The sequence below is a fragment of the Agaribacter marinus genome (genome assembly GCF_030160655.1).
Lineage (GTDB): Bacteria > Pseudomonadota > Gammaproteobacteria > Enterobacterales > Alteromonadaceae > Glaciecola > Glaciecola marina.
In genome coordinates this window covers 1,107,557-1,126,003 of sequence record NZ_BSOT01000005.1, presented here as the reverse complement: position 1 = coordinate 1,126,003, position 18,447 = coordinate 1,107,557, and the positions used below count along the sequence as shown (strand labels likewise).

At 40.1% G+C, this 18,447-nt stretch carries 18 protein-coding genes; 8 read left to right on the top strand and 10 right to left on the bottom strand.

All coding sequences use genetic code 11. From position 1 onward, the window contains the following. Window positions 1-23: 23 nt before the first annotated feature. Window positions 24-704 (top strand): AraC family transcriptional regulator, encoded by a 681-nt coding sequence (locus QQK00_RS06485; RefSeq protein ID WP_284216668.1) that lies wholly within the window; start codon window positions 24-26, stop codon window positions 702-704. 206 nt (window positions 705-910) lie between these two features. Here the strand turns inward: QQK00_RS06485 and QQK00_RS06480 are convergent, their stop codons facing one another. The 3 genes from QQK00_RS06480 to QQK00_RS06470 form a co-directional block, all read right to left on the bottom strand. After that, window positions 911-1,600 carry a MotA/TolQ/ExbB proton channel family protein gene (locus QQK00_RS06480; protein ID WP_284216667.1) on the bottom strand — a complete coding sequence of 230 codons (690 nt, stop codon included), beginning with the start codon at window positions 1,598-1,600 and terminating at the stop codon, window positions 911-913. Continuing rightward, window positions 1,600-1,953 carry a PadR family transcriptional regulator gene (locus QQK00_RS06475; protein WP_284216666.1) on the bottom strand — a complete coding sequence of 118 codons (354 nt, stop codon included), beginning with the start codon at window positions 1,951-1,953 and terminating at the stop codon, window positions 1,600-1,602. The genes QQK00_RS06480 and QQK00_RS06475 overlap by 1 nt, the downstream gene beginning before the upstream one ends. Before the next feature lie 106 nt (window positions 1,954-2,059). Continuing rightward, window positions 2,060-3,682, bottom strand: coding sequence for a response regulator (locus QQK00_RS06470; protein WP_284216665.1), 1,623 nt, complete (start codon window positions 3,680-3,682; stop codon window positions 2,060-2,062). A 184-nt stretch (window positions 3,683-3,866) separates the two neighbouring features. Between QQK00_RS06470 and QQK00_RS06465 the strand changes: the two genes are divergently transcribed. Next, window positions 3,867-5,033 (top strand): enoyl-CoA hydratase/isomerase family protein, encoded by a 1,167-nt coding sequence (locus QQK00_RS06465; protein WP_284216664.1) that lies wholly within the window; start codon window positions 3,867-3,869, stop codon window positions 5,031-5,033. 61 nt (window positions 5,034-5,094) lie between these two features. Continuing rightward, on the top strand, window positions 5,095-5,649 hold the full coding sequence (gene gmhB / locus QQK00_RS06460; RefSeq protein ID WP_284216663.1) for a D-glycero-beta-D-manno-heptose 1,7-bisphosphate 7-phosphatase: 555 nt from the start codon (window positions 5,095-5,097) through the stop codon (window positions 5,647-5,649). Between the two features lie 48 nt (window positions 5,650-5,697). Here gmhB and QQK00_RS06455 read toward each other — a convergent pair whose 3' ends face one another. After that, complete coding sequence (locus QQK00_RS06455) at window positions 5,698-6,084, bottom strand: helix-turn-helix transcriptional regulator (RefSeq protein WP_284216662.1); 387 nt, start codon at window positions 6,082-6,084, stop codon at window positions 5,698-5,700. A gap of 912 nt (window positions 6,085-6,996) precedes the next feature. Between QQK00_RS06455 and QQK00_RS06450 the strand changes: the two genes are divergently transcribed. The 5 genes from QQK00_RS06450 (at window position 6,997) to QQK00_RS06430 (ending at window position 12,940) form a co-directional block, all read left to right on the top strand. Then, window positions 6,997-8,451, top strand: a complete 1,455-nt coding sequence (locus QQK00_RS06450) for a sulfatase-like hydrolase/transferase (RefSeq protein ID WP_284216661.1) — start codon at window positions 6,997-6,999, stop codon at window positions 8,449-8,451. Window positions 8,452-8,471: 20 nt separating this feature from the next. Further along, window positions 8,472-9,938, top strand: coding sequence for a sulfatase family protein (locus QQK00_RS06445; RefSeq protein WP_284216660.1), 1,467 nt, complete (start codon window positions 8,472-8,474; stop codon window positions 9,936-9,938). 151 nt (window positions 9,939-10,089) lie between these two features. Beyond that, window positions 10,090-11,277 carry an aminotransferase class I/II-fold pyridoxal phosphate-dependent enzyme gene (locus tag QQK00_RS06440; protein WP_284216659.1) on the top strand — a complete coding sequence of 396 codons (1,188 nt, stop codon included), beginning with the start codon at window positions 10,090-10,092 and terminating at the stop codon, window positions 11,275-11,277. A gap of 194 nt (window positions 11,278-11,471) precedes the next feature. Then, entirely contained in the window at window positions 11,472-12,383 is a 912-nt protein-coding gene (locus QQK00_RS06435) for a PEP-CTERM/exosortase system-associated acyltransferase (protein WP_284216658.1), read from the top strand. A gap of 347 nt (window positions 12,384-12,730) precedes the next feature. Continuing rightward, complete coding sequence (locus tag QQK00_RS06430) at window positions 12,731-12,940, top strand: cold-shock protein (protein ID WP_284216657.1); 210 nt, start codon at window positions 12,731-12,733, stop codon at window positions 12,938-12,940. A gap of 115 nt (window positions 12,941-13,055) precedes the next feature. Here QQK00_RS06430 and QQK00_RS06425 read toward each other — a convergent pair whose 3' ends face one another. Genes QQK00_RS06425 through QQK00_RS06400 form a run of 6 tightly spaced genes read right to left on the bottom strand, consistent with a single transcriptional unit; the run spans window position 13,056 to window position 18,403 of the window. Then, the gene (locus tag QQK00_RS06425; protein ID WP_284216656.1) at window positions 13,056-13,913 is read right to left on the bottom strand and encodes an MTAP family purine nucleoside phosphorylase; all 858 of its coding nucleotides are present in this window, start codon (window positions 13,911-13,913) and stop codon (window positions 13,056-13,058) included. A 58-nt stretch (window positions 13,914-13,971) separates the two neighbouring features. After that, a complete protein-coding gene (locus QQK00_RS06420) occupies window positions 13,972-14,940 on the bottom strand; it encodes a radical SAM protein (RefSeq protein WP_284216655.1) in 969 nt (322 codons plus the stop codon). Continuing rightward, on the bottom strand, window positions 14,934-16,010 hold the full coding sequence (locus QQK00_RS06415) for a methyltransferase domain-containing protein (RefSeq protein WP_284216654.1): 1,077 nt from the start codon (window positions 16,008-16,010) through the stop codon (window positions 14,934-14,936). Before QQK00_RS06415 ends, QQK00_RS06420 begins: the two co-directional genes overlap by 7 nt. Further along, a complete protein-coding gene (locus QQK00_RS06410; protein ID WP_284216653.1) occupies window positions 16,003-16,731 on the bottom strand; it encodes a TIGR04282 family arsenosugar biosynthesis glycosyltransferase in 729 nt (242 codons plus the stop codon). Before QQK00_RS06410 ends, QQK00_RS06415 begins: the two co-directional genes overlap by 8 nt. After that, entirely contained in the window at window positions 16,731-17,621 is an 891-nt protein-coding gene (locus QQK00_RS06405; RefSeq protein ID WP_284216652.1) for a DUF547 domain-containing protein, read from the bottom strand. The genes QQK00_RS06410 and QQK00_RS06405 overlap by 1 nt, the downstream gene beginning before the upstream one ends. 32 nt (window positions 17,622-17,653) lie before the next feature. Next, window positions 17,654-18,403, bottom strand: coding sequence for a glycosyltransferase family 2 protein (locus QQK00_RS06400; protein ID WP_284216651.1), 750 nt, complete (start codon window positions 18,401-18,403; stop codon window positions 17,654-17,656). Window positions 18,404-18,447 lie beyond the last annotated feature (44 nt).

The following is an 18,447-nucleotide window of genomic DNA, read 5'->3' as shown; positions in this document are numbered from 1 at the left end:
ACATTTCCATGGGGTCAATTGTTATGAAGCACAGTCATGAGTGGGCGCAATTCGTTTATGCACATAAAGGTGTACTCGCTGTTTCAACTCCATCGTTTAGGTTTATAGTTCCTCCAGAGCAAGGGGTATGGATAACGCCAACTACTGTTCACGAAGTTGAAGCCATAACGGATTTGAAACTCACCAGTTTCTATATTGCTAGTTCACTATTGAAAGATTTGCCAGATAACTGCTGTGTTTTACAAGTTAGTATGTTTTTGAAATCACTCATTATTGAAGCTGATAAAATTAGTCAAGATTTTGAATGGAAAGGCACTGATGGTCGGTTGTTGAGACTTATTCTAGATAGATTGCATGGCGCGCCAACTGAAAAATTGCAACTGCCCTATCCAAGAGACAGACGATTAAAAGGTTTGATAAAAGCGATGCAAGTCAACCCATCAAGTAATATAACACTGAAGCAATGGGGGCAGTCATGTGGCGCATCATCGAGAACGCTTACACGATTGTTCAAAAGAGATACAGGGCTAACTTTCATTGAATGGAAGCAGCGCTTGAGTATACAGATTGCTATATCTCAGCTGTCTATTGGTGTTTCGGTAGCTAATGTTTCGTTGAATCTAGGTTACCAATCAACTTCTTCATTTATTTATATGTTTAGACAAAATACTGGAGTAACTCCCTCATTCTACTATTGTTCGTAGCTTAATCTGCTCATGCACGTGTAGCCTGAAATCGCAATACCGTTTTAAGCTTTTCAGGGGCCACTTTACGAGTATCTGATAGGTATATTCCTCATTTGGATTCAACCGGATATCTGTACCTGAGTCAGAGTTCGGTAAACAAGGGGGGAATACCATTAAGATGCTACTCGATATTACGCCAAAACCTAGTATAAACATTCTGAATTTCAATCCATATTGACGAAATTAGTTGACTGCATACCACTTAATCTTAATACCGCTAAATGACAAAGTACTTTTACTATCAGGGCATACATTAAAGTTAAAGACATTACGGCAAATGCGGGCCCAAATACTTGGGGAAATACTTCAGGTTCAATATTATTGGCCATTGCGACAGCGCCACTAATAACACCAAACCAACCCATCATCATGGCTACCTTGTCAATTGCCTGAAATGTTCTTATATATTTTTCGATGCTGTCTATTGCAGAATTGTTGTCCACTAAGGCTTTAAACGCGTCAAAAACATCACTTTTATGCTGCATCATAAATGGCGCTAGCAATGCGGGTATAACTACAATGATTATACTTGGAAGGTTGAAGTACATGCTTGGCGAGCCACCTAACCAAAATGTCATTATTACTATGCTTGAAACGACTAAGAAACTAAAAATAAACATAATTGATCCTCTTTGATTTATTGGAGAAAAATGCCTTAAAATCCCGATCATTTGCTTGAATAGCCAAACGTAAGCGGTCAGTTTTGTATTTGTCATGCGGTTGAATAAACCTTCAGATATATCCCCCTTAATTATTTCTTTTAGTTCAAATGGTACGCACCAGTCGACAATTGAAATAACGATTGGAGGTATCCGATAGTTTTGCGAGTTTGAGCTTGATTTATTCTTCTTCACTATTGAATGCTCATGGTTTTATCTAAGAGCAAGTTCAAGCCCTTCGACATATTTAAAATAGTATTTACGCTTTGCTTTACCGCAATTTCACCAGCACCAGTGACCTTGAAATATTTCTTTGCGCGGCCACCTCTTTTCGCCGTAGCTTCTCCTACCTCAGACACGACTAAGCCCTTCTGCTCTAACCTTGAAAGTACGGTGTAGAGTGCCCCAAAATTAGTATTTCTATTGCCGTATTGTTCTATTGTGTCGGCAATTTCGGAGCCGTGCGACTTGTTATTAACGCGCAGAATCGCAAGGAGTATGAGTTGTTCAAATTCGCCTAAATTTTTATTCGGATTCGAAATTGACATTTTTTATCATCTGATGAGAGAGTGAGTAAATATATAGTATACAATGTATAAGTTATGCGGGTATTATTTTATGTACATTGTAATATATATTGACCAATTTGAGCCGCTATGCCCGCACCCTATGAGAGAGTGCATCGGCTAACATATTGAATCTATGTTGATTTTTGTCATTTAATGCAAGATTTTGAAGATCATTAATGATGGTGTCTGCGTTTACGCCTTTGTATTCGTACTGGCCGCACTCATAAAGGCTCTGTAACAAGTTTAATGCAAACGCCGGCACACCAGGAAACATAACGTAAGCTCTGTGGAAGCACTGTAGTGCTTTTGTCTGTTGACTCTTCTGGAAGTGCGCCATGCCTTTTTCGTTAATCGCTAAGGCGCGGTTCTTTTCAATACCCAAGGATTTTTCTGTGCTTGATATGAGTTCTGTACTGACAATACTGTCAATGTGATTTACTTGGGACATAAGGGTTTCGTCACAAGATTCCAGTAGTTCATTTGCTTTGCCTTTTTCACCAAGACCAAACCATACTTTTACTGCATCAATTTTAGTGACAATACTGGCGTCTTCCATTCGATGGTGTTGTTCATTGGCTAACATAATTTTATGTGCTTTTTGCGCATCATCTTCCATCAGATGCGCGAGGGCGAGCATATAGTCTTTTTGCATTTCTGCGTGTCTATCTAAAATGTTTCTACTCGCACGACCAATAAGCTTCTTGGCTTCGTTTAATTCATCTTGTTTATGGTGATTTTTTGCTACTTGATCAGCTAAGTGAAGGTGGTATCTTGCTAACTCCATGGTGTAGTCCACCATTCGCTCTCTGATGCTTAAATTCCCTTGGATTTTGCGCTCAAGTAACTTTATTGCCGCGTCTGTTTTGCCCTGCATTTTGAAACACATGGTTTTTAATCTTGTTGCTTGAATACTCAGTTCACTTTCTTTTATTTTGTCTAAGAGCGCTTCTGCTTTTTGGTAGTTCTTTTTACCCAATTCGACGCTGGCAAGCCATTCATAGGCCTTGTCTTTTGTTAAACTTTGTTCAATTAAACGGTCGAGCATGTCTTGGCAATGATTCCATTTGCCGATAAAAAATTCACTTTTGATCAATCCCCAATGTGCCCACATTACATTTTGCGACCTATTGAGTACCTTGTTGTATAAGTCTGCTGCGCTTTCGTATTTTTGTGCTTGTAATAAAACTCTGCCTTTTAGCTTAATGAAATCAGACCTAAAGCGGTTTTCTATGCCGTTGTTTAGCTTGTCATCAATAAAATCTAAGGCAAGTTCATATGATTTTTTATTTAGGTAGTCGAGTGCTGGTTTTATTTTGTCTCGCACTTTTTCGTAATGTGTAAATGAAGAAAGCAGGTTTCTAATCGTGTAAGGCTTTATGATAATAAGGTCAGGATACATATCGAGTATCTGGCCGATAGTATTTGGCATGGAGTCAGATGTTACAAAAATAATACCGGTAGATGCTTTGAGTAAGTTAGTGTCTCGTAGTTCTTGAATCCACTCCACGCCATTTTTGTTTTGTCCCAAATGATAATCGATAAAAATTGCATCAAAATCGGCCGTGCGTAGGCCGTTGCGCAGTTCTTTTCCGTTGCTGTAACTGGCAATGTCGTAGCTTTTTAAGCTTAACAAATGACTACGAAGGTTGGTTCTTGCGGTAGCATTGTCTTCTACGATTGCAATTCTTAAGGGATTTAAATCACTCAAAGGTTCCGACTCAAAAAATTATCCTATAATTCTACTCTCTGTTAGCGCCCAAAATGCCAATTTCTTTAGTTATTCGTTCATTCGCTAAATAGTGTGTATATTATTTATAAAGACAATGTTTAATTGAGCGTTCTTAAGCATTTGGCACTTTGCACGTTTAATTTAAAGTAGGGTATAGAGGTCGTTGAAACAAAAAACGGTGGTACGAAGGTTTATAGCGTCCAAAGGACATAGCCAAATATTGTGTTTAACACTGAATAAACCAAAAGCATTAAATGCGTTAGATTTAGACATGGTAATAATGCTGACCAACTATTTGCAACAAGCAAAAAATGATGATTCAGTGTCTGCTGTCTTTTTCGACGGTGCTGGCGAACGAGCGTTTTGTGCCGGTGGCGACATTGTGCGTCTGTACAATGAACTATGCCAAGAGAGCGTCAACAAGGTCACTGATGCCACAAATGTTCCTGCATCGGTTGCTGATTTTTTCATGCAAGAATATCAGTTAGACTACCTAATACATACTTACCCAAAGCCTATTATTGTTTGGGGGAATGGTGTTGTGATGGGCGGTGGTTTAGGGCTTTTTCGGGGGGCGAGTATTCGTATTGCAACTGAAACTACGCGTATCGCTATGCCGGAAATTAGTATTGGCTTGTTTCCAGATGTTGGCGCAAGTTACTTCTTAAATGAGTTGCCTGCAGGTGTGGGTGTATTTTTAGGGTTTACTGGTGCCGAGATAAATGCGTTAGATGCAATTGCGCTTAATTTTGCCACCCATTTATTGGCAAATTCTGATAAAGCCGTGTTTTTAAGCTTCTTAGTTCAAGCAAACGTAAATGATCGTCATGCGTTTCACCAATCATTGGATGCATTTATTTCAAAAGTATCCAATGCCGAAAGAACGTCGTTGTTTGCGCCTGCTGCTCTTTTACCCTTTTTGGATCATGTATCTGTGTTAGACAAAGCGATTAACGCCGAAGCAGCCGCTAATGAACTACTAGCGCTAGGTCAGTTGAATCAAAGTGACTACATCAACCGTGCTCTCAAGAGTTTTCAGTATGGTAGCCCGACCACCGCACATTTGGTGTTTCAGCAACTTTTGCGTGCGCGAAGGGATAAAATGAGTTTAGCCGATTGTTTTAAAATGGAATTAAGTATGGCGTATAGCTGCATGGCCGTTGGTGAATTTAAAGAAGGCGTACGGGCCTTATTGGTTGATAAGGATAAAACACCAAAATGGCGCTACCAACAGTTGGCGAAAGTGCCACATGCATTTATAAATGCACATTTCGATTACTTCAAAAACAACGATTTGCCTTTAAATCCCTTAGATAAAATGTCGCTTTAGTTTGGTTGTGAGTATCGCTGAGGGTAAACTATCTGCATATTTTCTTTGAATGAATATTCTTGTGAAGCAAAAAGCCTTATTTCTAGACCGTGACGGCGTTGTTAATGTAAATCACGGTTACGTGTCCGCACGTGCTGAGTTTGACTGGGTAGATGGTATTTGGGAGTTGCTTAGAAGAGTAGCCAAACTAGATTACAAAGTTGTGGTGGTGACAAATCAATCTGGTATTGGCAGAGGGTATTACTCAGAGAGTGACTTCTTAAATTTATCAGAGTGGATGTGCCAAAAAATTTCTGCTCAAGGAGGGACAATTCATGGAGTGTATTACTGTCCACATCATCCAACAAAGGCGCATGGTCCATACTTGAGAGAATGTCATTGCCGCAAGCCTAAACCAGGAATGCTTTTAAACGCAGCAAAAGCGCTTAATATTGATTTGCGCCATAGCATAATGATTGGTGACAAGTTGAGTGATATGCTGGCCGCAGAGTCTGCGGGTTTGGCTAACGCTTATTTGTTCAGAAATAACGAAGCACCTTCCACAACATTAGACGTCTTGCGTCGTATAGCAATCCCAGTTTCTAGCATTCAATCGTTCACTGACGTGAAACTTTAACAATAGGTCAGCGAATGCAATGCCCTTTATATATTAGGTAGTTTGATGTTAAACGCTAATGGCATTGGGTTTTTTTGCGCGATGTTGATACTCCGTCGGAGACTGTTTTGTATATTTTTTAAATACAGTCGTGAAATATGATGGATTGTTAAAACCTACATCAAATGCCGTTACCGTAACACTTTTAGTCAACAATAATGATTTTGCATGCTCTATGCGCACCATTGTTAGATATTCATTTATTGTAGATTTAGTTACTTCTTTAAATACTTTTGTCGCTTTTGACCTACTTATACCTGTTTCATCAATAACGTCGTTCAAATTAATGTTTTTCTGATAGTTGCTGAGAATATAGTTAGTTATTTTATCGACAAGCATCTGTTCTGACGATATACCAGTATTTATATTTTCATCACAAATATCTCTCTTTTGCAAAGAGTATTGCAAATTAGGAGTCTGTTTGAATTTCAGTCGATTGAGGTGAATATTACGAAATAGTGCGTACGCCCAAATTATAGCCGTGCTACTAGCACCACCGTAATATAACTCCCATTTTTGAAATATTAGCCCTGCGCACATGCAGATGCAAAGCCAAAGAATATTTAGACACAAAATTGATATGTTCCTTTGTGTTGATACGTCTTTGTATTGATTCATGTTTCTAAAGATTACTATGCATGGTGAAGATAGCACAAGCAATATGAAGACAGCTTGAGTGACATATATATCTGAAGCAGGGATGTCAGGCACTCCCCAAGGGAATGATAATATAACGCCACTTTTTAATGGCGGCGAAGCAGCAAAATAGATGCTCCATATGATACCTAATAAGAACGGAAGGGCTTGAATTTGCCTAGGAGTATGTATTTTTGCTTCAAGTAGAAGAGCAAGAACCAAGCATGGTATGCCAAAAGAGAAAAACAGTATGTTACGGAGTAAGTCAAAGTACTTTTGCATAACATTCAAAGGCAACATGTTTACCATTGGCCCTATTAAGAATAGAGAAAAGCATATGAAAAAAATTGCAAAGTACTTATATGCCCTGACTTCTTCTCGTAACAACGTGAAATATATCAATATCAATAAATATAGAAACGCCGATGTGAATGGCAATATACCGCGAACAAATACGTCCCAAGAAACATCAGTGATACCCATTCTTTACCTTACTTCATACTACTTGTCAGTTATGGGGACCACCCCACAGTGAATATTTCTACAATTATTGCGTATTTTTATTAAAAAATCCGATATTTAAAGCGTTTCAGCCTATATTTGAAGTTCCTTACGTAGATTGTCTATAGACTTATTTCATCTCAATTCCGGTGAGTGATATATAGTTTAAAGATGACAATCATAACTAAGCGGCTCCTTCAAGCATATTTCTTAGCGATACTATTAACTGTGTTTGGAAAAGTAGCCGGTGCAAAAGTAATAACACCCGACGCAATGATGATGGGTGGGGCGGACCATAGTGATAAACCAAATATAATACTAATTTTAGCTGATGATGCTGGCTATCACGACTTTGGTTTTCACGGCAGTCGAACTATGCTGACACCCAATCTGGATCGACTCGCAGAACATGGCATTTTATTCGAACAAGCTTATGTGACTGCTGCGGTTTGTGGGCCTTCACGAGCAGGTATTCTTACCGGCCGTTACCAGCAAAAGTTTGGATATGAAGAAAATAATGTACCTGGTTATATGAGCGCATCAGGCTTAACGGGGGATGATATGGGGTTGCCGCTGGAGGAAACGATTCTACCTCAGTATATGAAGAGTTTAGGATACTCTACTGCATTAGTTGGTAAGTGGCATCAAGGACATGCAGACAGATTCCATCCAACTAAGCGAGGGTTTGATTACTTTTATGGTTTTCGAGGTGGCGCTAGAAGCTACTACGCATTTGGTGAGAACAACCAGAATCATAGGCAGGAAGATTATATAGAAGAAGGTTTTAGAGTGTTTAACGAACCATCTAAGTATCTTACAAGTGCATTCGTTGATAAGGCAATAAACTTTATTGATAGTAGTGATGCCAGCCCTTTTTTTCTCTTTTTATCGTTGACCGCAGTACATTCTCCAATGGAAGCTGAAAAATCAGACTTAGCTAAGTTTCCTCAACTAGTAGGGAAACGAAAAACGCTGGCCGCGATGACGTTTTCAATGGATAAGGCAATAGGTCGACTACTAAAACATCTGGATAGTCGCGGTATTCGTGAGAATACTCTTATTGTTTTTACAAATGACAATGGAGGTCCTTCAGATCAAAATGCTTCAAATAATGCTCCGCTAAGTGGGACCAAGGCTAATCATTTGGAAGGAGGGATTCGGGTGCCATTCATTGTTAGTTGGCCCTCTGTTTTGAGTAAAAATACAAAGTACCGCTATCCGATTTCGACGTTAGACTTGTTACCGACGTTCATTGCCGCTGGGCATGGCGAACCAGACAAGTTGATTACGTTAGATGGCATAAACTTACTACCTATTTTACATTCAAATCAGGAACCAGCGATTCGAACTTTTTTTTGGAAAAAAGAAAATAGAGCAGCGATCAGGGATGGAGACTGGAAGCTATTGCGATACCCTGACCGCCCTGCAGAGCTATATAATTTGAAGCATGATTTGTCTGAAACGCAAAATGTCGCAAGAAAAAAAACGCTCTTAGTCGAGTCTTTGTATAAAAAACTGTTTACGTGGGAGTTAGGATTGCAACGCCCTAAATGGCAGCTCAAACGCGAGTATGAAGGGAAAGCAATGGAAAGAATGGATAATTTTCGTTATCACACGTTGGATTAAAATAAGCATAGGACAGAAAAATGAAATCAATTGTGAAGCTAATCGCTGCATTCGGTGCCTCCACTTATGTTTTTGGGGCAATTTGCATAATTCCAACAACCTATGCAGCGGAGAATAAAACTAACATCATTGTTATTCTAGCAGATGATTTAGGTTATGCAGACCTCGGTTTTAATGGGGCTAAAGACATTAAGACACCAGTGTTAGATATGCTAGCTAACACCGGTGTCACCTTTAAGAATGGATACGTTACTCACCCATATTGTGGTCCTTCTCGGGCCGGTTTACTCACCGGTAGATATCAAGCTCGCTTTGGTATGGAAAATAATGTGTCTTACTCGCCATATGATATTCATATGGGCTTACCATTAACAGAAAAGACCTTTGCAAAACGATTACAGGAAGTTGGCTATAAAACTGCAATTATTGGTAAGTGGCATTTAGGTGGCGCCCCACGTTTTCAACCTAATAAGCGTGGGTTTGACTATTTTTATGGGTTTTTGGGCGGTGGGCATAATTACATGCCTCACGAGGTGACTATTGGCGGAGGAAGTTATTTTTTACCGCTTATGAGAAATGAAGGCGTTGCTGAGTTTGACGATTATCTAACGTCGGCGCTGAGTAAAGATGCTGTAAAATTTATTGAAGATCATCAAAAACAACCGTTCATGTTGTATATGGCGTACAACGCACCCCATACTCCCTTACAGGCACCTAAAGAAACTATCGCTAAATATAAAGATATCAAAGACGAGAATCGCAGAATTTATGCTGCAATGATTGATGAAATGGATCAAGGAATAGGGGAAATCGTTGATGCGCTAAAGCGTACCGGCCAATATCAAAACACCTTAATTTTCTTTTTGTCTGATAACGGAGGTGTATACCCAGAGGACTGGATGCCAAATGCTAATTGGGCTGATAATAGTCCTTTTAGGCGAGGGAAGGTAGCTTTGTTAGAAGGGGGGATACGTGTACCATTTATTGCACATTGGCCGGCCAAAATACCAAAAGGCTTTATATTTGAAGGGTTAGTATCTTCGTTAGATATTGCTGCTACCGCAGTAGAAATTTCTGGTGCTAACGCATCAGACGGTTTACTTGATGGTGTAAATTTAGTTCCGTATTTAACGGGGTTAGAAAGTGGGACGCCTCATCACGCATTGTACTGGAGACTCGAAGAAGCTGATCATATTTATGCGATTAGAACACCTGATGCAAAATACATGAGACAACCACTTCCGGGTGTAGGGCGTTCTTTTTTTGATATGAAGAATGACCCTGAAGAGCAAAATAATATTGTTGACACGAAATTGATGGCGCAATCTGAAATGGCAAGATTATGGAATCAATGGAATAGTCAAAATATGAATAATGTGCTCCTTCAATCATGGGAATATAGCGAAGTGCGAAACCAGTTTTATGACGAGTTGTTTAGGCAGAATAAGCAGGATGCTATAAGTCGTGAGACGTATGTTATTGAATAAATTATTTTTCGGCGCAATATACTCTTTAAAATGCAACTTGTTCGCAAAGATGAGCACAGCAATGGTGATGCTGTAGAAAAAGACTGTTTTGCCATGAATAACATGGCAAGATAGCACTTTTTTGATGCCCGATACCATAGGAAGATTTACATTGAAGTATTCCAAACGATCGCAAGAAATATCACCATTTTATGCAATGGCATTTGGCGAACAAGCGGCGAAATTAGAATCTAAAGGCATGCATGTCGTTAAGCTAAATTTGGGTGAGCCAGACTTTGGTGCGCCACCAGGTGTATTAGGCGCAATGGCATCATTAGCTAACAATCAAGCCTTGCCTTACACATCTGCACTTGGTTTGCCTGAACTTAGGGCTGCGATTGCCGAGTTTTATGGTAATACGCAGCAAATAGATTTAGATTCGCGCCGTGTTGTCGTGACTGCGGGGGCGAGCGCTGCACTTTTACTTTTATCTGCTGCACTGGTTAACTCCAATGATAGAGTCATCATGGGCGATCCATGCTACCCCTGCAATCAGCATTTTATTACGGCGTTCGGAGGAAAAATTCAGTCTGTTCCAACATCTAGTAATACCGGCTTTCAGCTAAATGCATCGCTGCTGTCGCAATACTGGAACTCGGACACAAAAGGCTTAATGTTGGCGACACCGTCTAACCCGACAGGTACGTCTGTAGGAGCGGTTGAGTTAAAAGCTATGTGCGAATATGCGAGAGAAAAAGGGGCATGGCGCATAATTGACGAAATATATTTGAATTTGCATCACCAAGATACCGAACAGCCACCTACCACGGCTTTAAAGTTCGATAACGACGCATTTATTGTTAATAGTTTTTCAAAATATTTTGGTATGACGGGTTGGCGACTGGGTTGGTGTATTGTGCCTACGGAGGCAATATCTGTGGTAGAAAAACTTGCGCAAAATTACTACATATGTCCCTCGACGGTCGCACAAAAAGCGGCGTTGCAATGCTTTACAAAAGACTCGATTGCGGTCTGTGAATCGCGCAGGAAAGTATTTGTTGAACGAAAAAATCAGGTAGTAACTGCGTTTGACGGTGGTGAACTGAAGGATTTAAGTATACCAGTGATGCCCGACGGTGCTTTTTACGTATATATTGATATAAAAAAGACGGGTTTATCAGCAATGACCTTTTGTGAACGCGCACTGCATGAAGCGCATGTTGCGCTAACACCTGGGAATGACTTTGGTCGGCAACAGGCCGATCAATTTATTCGCCTATCGTTTGCTACTTCTGAATCGGAGCTTGGTCAAGGCTTACATCGACTAAAGCAATTTGTAAAAGGCTTAGCGCATAACTAAGTAGTGCAAGAATATTGTAGGTAATTGGGAGTATCGGCGCTTTTGGTTTTAGTGCTTGTTAATAAAATAGTTTGTGTGGGCTTTAATGGCTGAAAGTACTTTGTGAATCTGTGTTTGCACAAATATTGAACTTATTTGCCTGTTTTTTGTACTAATTGGTTCGTGGGTAAAACACTAAAATGGAGTTTGGTAATATGCAAATTCTTTCACTGGCATCTTCAAGATTTACCTTTAGCCGTACAAGCAAAATGTCTGCTCGACTTGGGCGAGTGATAAAAACGAATGCTGAATATCCAATAAAAAAAGCATTGAGGCCTATCAAGTTTTATATCAAGTCATTAACCGTAGCCAAAACATTTCTGAATTACTTTGAAGTAACGTCTGAATTGTCAAATGAAGACTTTGATGCGATGTGTCGTTTGCGTCACGAGGTGTATTGTAAAGAGTTGGGGTTTGCGTTTAATTCGCAGGAAGAAAAAGAGCTGGATCAGTACGACAAGCATGCGAAATTTTGTGTTGTAAAAAGAAAGTCAACGGGGGAAGTTGTTGGTGCGGTGCGTTTTGTCGTAATCGAACAAGCAAATCACTCTTTGCCGATTGAGTCAACTTGCAATACTTACTTTGAAGATTGCGCCCTGTTACCTCAGTGTTTTAATAGCGATGAGGTCGCTGAAGTCTCTAGGCTAGTGATTGCGCAAAAGCATCGAAAGAAAAATATTAAAGGTCGAACGCGCGTAAACAAGCATTACCAATGTAAAAAGAGCAGTGATAAAACGACGAAATATGAAAAAAGCGCGACAGATTTCCAAGCCGTTAATGCACAAGACCGACAAGAGTTGAAGAACTTCAAGTTCATTGCGGTTGCTCTCTATTTAGGGACTATGATCATTGCAAAAAATACCAACAGACCGCATGGTTTTATCATTACGACACCGCAGCTCGCGCGCAGCTTGGCTTGTTTTGGTATTCAATTAAAACGAATTGGCCATTTGTACGAATACACTGGGATGAGAGCACCTTATTATATTGATGGTGAAAAAACACAGCGAAAACTTCATGGTGGATTTAAGCGTTTTTTAAATGTTATTGAAACATCCATGGCCTAAATTTTATCTTTACTATTGATTTATAAAATTTACTCGCGAAAGTATAGGTAATTTTATTTCCCTTTATGCGTCTAATTTAGGTATGAAAAATGCTAGATAAGACGTTAATTTACAAAGAATTTACGACTTTCTGAATATTTTATGCATTATCTGCAAATAATGCTCGACAAAGCTAAATAAACTCTATAACCTGCGCAGCAAGCTAGAAATAAGTCTACAATTAATAACTACATTTCGCTGTTTTATTCGTAACAAAACCGTCCTGCAGTGTATTAAGTTTAAGTCTCCATTTTTAAGCATACATAGCCATTCGTGGCACTTTTACAATTAAATATCAGGATATTATTATGTCTACTCCAGTTAAAGGAACCGTTAAATGGTTCAACGAATCTAAAGGTTTTGGTTTTATCGAACAGCAAAATGGCCCAGACGTTTTTGCACACTTCAGTGCAATCACTGGTTCAGGTTTTAAGACGCTTGCTGAAGGTCAAGCAGTTGAGTTTACGATCACTGACGGTCAAAAAGGCCCTCAAGCTGAGAACATCGTAGCGCTATAAGCGTGTCGTAATACAGCTGATTGTTTTACACATTTGAAAGGCAAGTCATTTTATATGACTTGCCTTTTTTAGTTTTAATACTTCTATAAACCTAAGATGCTTTTGAAGAGCAACGCTAACGCAGCAATGTATCTAGCCAGATTCGCTGATTACCGCTAATACTGTCAAGCGGAGTCAAAAGTGCTGAGCTGAGAGATGTTCTGCATTTACAAACGTCAGCCGAATTTATTAAGTCATCATTTTCGACAAAAGCGAGTAGTAATTTTTTCGCTTTTTCTAAACTAGCACCATATCGCTGAATAACTTGTTCAACGGATACATGTAAGCTTGGATCATCTTGCCAACAATCATAATCAGTTGCGATAGCAATTGTACAATATGAGAGTTGTGCTTCACGCGCTAAAAACACTTCTGGTACATTCGTCATCCCCACTAAATCGCAGGCGGCTGGACCACGTAAAAAATTACTTTCTGCTTTGCTACCTAGTCTTGGGCCGTCGACACAAGCATAGGTTTTACCTCTGTGAACCAAAATCCCTGCGGCTTTACCGGCTTTTTCTATGCTATCAGCAAGTATTTGACAAGTAGGTTCGGCTGTAGATACATGTGCAGCAACGCCCTTGCCAAAGAATGTTTTTTTTCTGTTGCCTTTTACAAAATCAAAATATTGCTCCGGTAATGCAATGTCTCCAGGGGCAATATCATGTTGTAAACTGCCGACTGCCGACACGCCTACAAGGTGTGTAACGCCGAGTTTTTTGAGTGCCCAAATATTTGCTTGGTAATTGACTTCATGGGGAAGTAGATCATGAGACGTACCATGCCTAGGTAGGAAAAAGACGGTTTTGTTTGATATCTTGCCTTCTATTATTGGCGCAGACGGTTTGCCAAAAGGGGTCGTGATATCGTGAGCATGTTTAATAACAATTTGCTCAATGTTATAGAGGCCAGTGCCGCCGATAATGCCTAACATTTGTGTTCCTTCTTGGATTTTACGGGTTCAATTATAAAAGGTGTAGATGAGATGGTGCTTACATTTCGCTGCAACTGGCACCAAAGGCAAAACAACTGTAGCACCTATGATGTTTCATACTAATGCGTTGCTGCATACTTGCAGTAAGATCTGAACCGAAGCTATATTCCTCGTCGTCGTCTACTAAGGTACAAGCGTATACTTGCATTTTTCCGTCTTTTTTAACTATCATCTTTGAAGTGGCGCACATGTAATTATTGCGTTGTTCTTCAGTCTGGTAGCTTGTCATACAATTTTCTGTGATATGCGGTACTTGGGGTAAAGATCCGGGTGTTAGAAAATCTGGAAATGCAACGATATGTATGTTTTGGGGTAAGCCATTCAAGGCAAATAAATCTTCAAACGCTTGGTTAACGTTTGTACTATTTTCTCCAGGCTTTATGTGTCGGGCAACCGATACTGGAAAGCCTAAATTGTGCAAGGTGCGTAAACCAATAACGGCTTTGTTAAATTCACCTTTTCCACGACCTTGATCATGTATTTTAGCATCATATGAATCGAGGCTAATGCGAAACGAAATTGGATGGGCATTGTTGAGCAGGGGTTTTAGTGCCTCGATACGTTTCATTAAAGGGTCTGTGCCATTGGTCAACACTAAACAAGGTTTTTTTGAAGAGGCGTAGTTCAAGATATCAATGATATCTTTGACAAGCATCGGTTCACCACCAGTAAAGGAAAACTGTTGCGTACCTAAAGTTAACGCTTCATCAATATATGGCTTAAGGTCTTTAAACTTTGGAGAAGCGAGGCGTTTATCACTGGGCGATGAACCTTCTAGACAAAAATCGCAGGATAAGTTGCACTTTGTGCCTGTATGAAACCAAAGTTCTTGTAGTCGTAATGGCTGAATATAACCTGCTTTGTCACCTTTAGGTGTGTATTTCCATCGGTTTGAACGTGTTGTATCCGCCTGTAACTCTTTTATCTCAATTGTTTCTACTGCATGTACTTCAGCGCGTTCTAACAACAGCCACCTCCAGCAAGGGTACCCGTTTTAGTTTGTGAAAAAGGCATTAGATCGCCACAATCAGGAAATATGCCGTAGTGAGTGTCGAAGTTACCAATAAACTCAAAGAATTCGGCGAACCGCGTATCTTTCAGCATTCGCCATGTATTCCCGCATACCGGAAATACCTTACCTTTGTGAATCGTATGATGGCTGTCTAGCACAAAGCACTCTTCGTGATGTGGTATGCCGCCTTTGTATATCACTGCTTGACCATAGTCCTCGCAGTGAGTTTCAAGGGCGGGTAATTTGAACAAGCGGTAGGTCGCAGAAAAAAAGTCAATGTGTCCAATTTTGGCGGCAACGGTTTCGTTGTTTATTTCTAAGGGTCTATCTGTCACTAGCCTAGGGTCTAAAAAGCCTGATTTTTTCGCTAAATTGTGAAAATCGTTCCAATACAGCGCACCACTTAAGCATTCACCATATAATTCTGGGTCATTAGCCAATTTACGCGAAATTCTGCGACTAGCATAAACGTCAGAAAAGTAAATTTCACCGCCTGGTTTTAAAACACGATATGCTTCTTTTAACACGCTTTCTTTGTCTGGCGACAAGTTTATTACGCAATTTGATACAATGATATCAACACTGTTGTCCTTTAAATCAAGCTCATCTAAACGTTCTATATAACCCTGTTTAAATTCCGTATTTGATGATTTATACGAAAATTTTTCTTGATGATACTCCTGATGCCGTTTAGCAACTGCGATTTGTTCGTCGGTCATATCGATGCCAATGACTTTTCCCGTTTCGCCGACAAGTTGCGCGAGTACGTAACAATCTCTGCCTGCACCACACCCGAGATCTAGAATAGTTTTACCTGCTAAGTGTTCTGGTAAAATCAGACCGCAGCCATAATATTTCATCAGTACTTCGTCATGAACATTTATCAACGCTTTTTTTACAAAGTCAGGCATGTGTGCATCGGTACAACATGCGTCCGTTTGCAGGTCGTTTGAGTTACTCAGTACTTTTCCGTAATAGTCTTTAACATCGTCCTGTACTTGTTGATTGCTTGTTTGTTCACGCATAACGCTTATCTTCCTTAATACAGTCTAAGTCTTCTATTATGTTTCTTAGTGCTACGCGGGCAGGGCGCTTATCTTGTCTTAAGTCGGCATATAGTTGTGTTAAATCAACCTCTTCGTCTATGTCGTAGCTACTTTTTACATACGTTATTTGGCTGTTAGTTTTGTCGGTATTTTTGTCAGAATATTGAAGGCAACAATCTGCTAGCTCTTTACCCAAGGTTGAAGTACTCCATGATAATGTTGAGATATTTGGCCAAGGCACTGCATTTGCCATAATACCTACGCCGCCATCTTGCGCTCTGCTGAATACGTAGTCATGTTCGCGTAAGGCTCGGATAGTTTGATGATAATGGTCGCTATCTAACATTGGCGCATCTGTGCCAATAAATACAAGTGAGTGATGCCCAGCTGAACGCAAAGTAACGTCGATGTCATTTATTCGTTCGCCCAAATTGCCACTATTTTGGGCTAACACATCGAAGTGACGAGTTAAGAGTGTTTCCGCCCACTCGGCATCTTCTTTATTGGATACTGTGAGTACAATATGACCAGGCCATTCGTTTGCGTCTTCTAGTGCGCAGTTAAGTAGTTGTTTGGCTATTAATAAGGCACTGTCAGCGCCAATTGTGGCTGCAAGCCTAGCTTTTCCTTGATTAAGCATAGGTCGTTTACAAAAGATAACCAATGTTGGGAGCTCACCATGAACTTGTGTCAACTGCATTATTCGTTTGCTCCGTTGTTGTTAGAGGAGGTTGCGTTAGCTAATATTGCGTCATTTAAACGCCAGTCGTAGTCATATTCAATTGGGCCATTATGCGCTTGAATTTTTTTTGCTAAATCGGGTGTCGCATGTTTTTGTAGATCGACGAGTAAGTTAATTTCGTTGTCTCCAAAATCGGCAACAAACCAATTAAATATACTTGATAGTATTAACGTGTCATCGACGAAATTTACACCACGCGGGTTGTTAATAAATACCTTTGCGGCATGCGCTAGTTGCGAATCCAATTGTGCTCCTGTATAGGCGATGGGAGCCAAGTCAGGGCACCCAATACTTGCACAGTTGATACCATAGTGGATCCGATTATCATTCCAAATACGCCGCAATATGCCATGTTCAATGTTATTGAGTGACAGTTCTATATTTACAATGGATACTACTTTGTCATCCCACGGGCCAAGCCCTATTAGGCCATTCCCTGTCGCTTTTATAGTATCTACAGGGTATTCATCAAGAATGACCTTAATGGTGATGGCATTGTATAAGTTTATCCAATAGGCCTTTTGTTCTTCTTTCATGTATTCACGAGGGTCAATGGACGCCATGTTATCTATATACGTCTCGAGTACTTCATAGTCTTCATCCGATACGCCTGCATAGTCAAATAGGTTAATCCCCATGCTGCTATTAGGTTTAACGTATTTGGTCAGGATGCTTTGCCACAAATCATGGTCAATGACCGATCCATTGTCTTCGTCGCTGACATCCCAAAACGTTAGCGGGTCGGGATCTTTCAACTTATAAAATCCGTACCCTTTGTAAGCGACTAGAGAAATCAATATCAAAAACAAGACACTTGCAATTGTTAATAGGCTTTGCTTATTACTCATTTTATTTTTCACTACCTTGCCATTTAATAAAGTTAAGAACGTTGAGACGAACTAATTTGCTGTGCTCTAAAATCTTTCTGTTGCCACCTTAATTTTGCAATCATGGATAATATGCCGACACCCGCGCCCACTGAACCACGGATTGTGCCGCTAATTTTTGACTCGCCAATTCGTACTTTTGAATTCACAGGTACTTCCCGCACAGTTAAGCCTAACTGTATGGCTTTAACTTGCATTTCGACCGTCCAGCCAAACTTTTTATCCTGCATATTTATTTGACGTAGTGCGCGCATAGTGATTGCACGAAATGGCCCTAAGTCGGTGATTGGATGTCGCCAAATTAGCTGAATAAGTACGCTTGATAATGCATTACCAAATTTTTGTAATGGCGTAAGCGCACCTTTTTCTTCTTTACCTAGCACTCGAGAACCAATAACTAAATCTGCCCCTTGTACAATTTGCTCAAGTAACTCACGTGCCTGAGATATGTCGCATGAATCGTCGGCATCAACAAACAACACAATATCTGTACTCGTAATTGCTGAAATCGCTGTTAAACAGGCAATGCCATAACCGCCAATTGCTTGCTCGACAACGGTCGCTCCTAATTGCATACAGACTGCGGCAGTACCGTCAGTTGAGCCGTTGTCGCAAACGATAATTTCATCTACAACTGCATTACCATTGCTGTTTAGCGCTTGTAATGCACGTATTACTTTGCCAATTGCTAATGCTTCGTTTAAGGCTGGCATCACAACACTAATTTTTTTACCCTGATACATAACAAATATCCTTTACGCTTGCGCCTGATGATCAACATCAGACT